This window comes from Mesorhizobium sp. M7A.F.Ca.AU.002.02.1.1, assembly GCF_003998535.1.
GTDB classification, from domain to species: Bacteria; Pseudomonadota; Alphaproteobacteria; order Rhizobiales; family Rhizobiaceae; genus Mesorhizobium; species Mesorhizobium ciceri.
This window is the reverse complement of sequence record NZ_RZPB01000942.1, coordinates 1-2,002: the sequence shown is the minus strand read 5'-3', so window position 1 is coordinate 2,002 and position 2,002 is coordinate 1. Positions and strand designations below refer to the sequence as shown.

Here is a 2,002-nt window from a genome sequence, read left to right as displayed (position 1 = left end):
TCGCAGGCGCACGCTTCGGCGCAGGCTTGTTGCCGGTCTCGCGGTGGCTGTGCTGCTCTCTATCGCCGCCGGTTTCTACCTCACCGCCGAGTATTGGTCGTTCGGAGACGAAGACGAGGAGTTGCATGCGGTCGAAGGGGCGGACGATATGCCGGCGGACGCATCCGTGTATGTGCCAGCCATTATCGATCTGGCGGGGGACCCGATGTGGATCACGCTGGCGCCCGATGCCAGCGCCGCAACCAAAGGCCGGACAATGCCGCGCCCGGCGGAACTCAACCAGGCCGGCGTTTCTCCACAGATCGAAATCCTGTCTGACGTCATGCTTAGCGCGAGCGAAAAATTCATGACAACGATACCGTCGACGCAAGAGGATTTTGCATTCTTCCAGGCGCAACGAAAGACTGCTGCCCCACCATCCGGTGATCTGCAGAATGATCTTGAGCCATCGCCGATAGAGGGGGAACCAGCCGCAGCACCCGACCAAAGGGCGGACGCCGATGATCCCGAAGCCGGCTGGGGCGAGACCATCGATGCGGGCGATGCAGCCCTTCCCGCATTCCAGAAGACGCAGATCGAAAACAACACGAGTGTCGCAACCGTCTCGAATGAGTATCAGCGGTTCGAGGCGACCGAAGACACGTTCGTGAAAATCCTCAACGACCGCTCTTTGGACAGCGTCGCGCTCGATGCGCATTTCTCCGCAGAGGACGCCAAGCTGGCAGGGCAAGCGCTGAAGGCGCTTTTCAACCGCGACGGCCTGGAACCGGGCTATGTCATCGCCATGCGTGGTTTCAGGCCGAGGCGCGAGACGACGACCATGTCGCTGATGCAGGTGTCCATCTACGCCAAGAACGTCTTTGTTGGCACGCTGACACGCAATGCGGCGGGCGCATTCGTATCGGGTGTCGATCCCTGGGTCCGTGAAGATCTGTTCAACTATTCGGGCGCACAGGGGGAAGGCACGCACAAGCGGCAGTATCGCCTGCTCGACGCGATCTACTCGACGGCGGCTCGCAACAGTGTTCCAACCGGCGTGATCGGCGAAGCGATCATGTACCTATCGCGAGGGCAGGATCTGGACGCCTTCGCCAGCGAGGACCAGCGCCTTGTGCTGATCTACTCGCAAACGCCGCGCGGCAAGGGCGAGACTGACGGGCGTGTGCTGTATGTCGGCGTGCAGGGCACCGAAAAGAGCCTCGACTGTTTCGTCTTCCAGCTGAGCGAGGGCCAGTTTGCGTGCGTTACCGGTGACGATCAGGTCCGCTCGCTGACGGTCACCAACGGCATGGTCACGCCCGTCAACGGGGTGATGACATCCACCTTCGGGCCACGCAAGCATCCAATTCTCGGCACCGTTCGCATCCACAAGGGCGTCGACTGGGCGGCTCCCGTTGGCACGCCGATCGCAGCCGCCTTCGATGGTGAGATCACCTTCCAGGGCGATGGCGGCAGCTATGGTAATCTGGTGAAGATCTCGCACCCAAACGGGCGCGAGACGCGCTATGCGCATATGCTGAAATTTGCAATCGGGACCGGTGTCGGAACCAGGGTGAAAGCCGGCGATGTGATCGGCTATATCGGCACCACCGGCCTTTCGACCGGGCCCCACCTGCATTTCGAACTCTACCAGAATGGCGCAGCGATCGACCCACTCGGCACGGTCACCGCGGTCGCTTCCGACGATTCCGCGGTCGAGACGCTCACCGACCGTATCGTTCATGTCGAAAGCGGCGGCAGCGCTCGCGCCAAGAACCCAAATTCCTCAGCAACCGGTGCAGGGCAATTCATAAGCAAGACCTGGATCAGGATGATGAACACCTACCGCCCGGAACTTGCGCGCACGCTGTCGACAGCCGACCTGCTCGCACTGCGCTACGACGCCACGATCTCGCGTGAGATGGTTCGCAACCTGGCTCGCGAAGGCGAGGCCTATCTTCGGGAGCGTGGTCACCAGATTACGGCGGGCAGACTCTATCTCTGTCATTTCCTGGGAATGGAA

Annotated in this window: 1 protein-coding gene; it reads left to right on the top strand. The window is 61.3% G+C overall.

The window, feature by feature from the left end:
• The coding region (locus EN879_RS33585; protein ID WP_164774750.1) for a M23 family metallopeptidase at window positions 1-2,002 on the top strand (2,002 nt) is incomplete at both ends.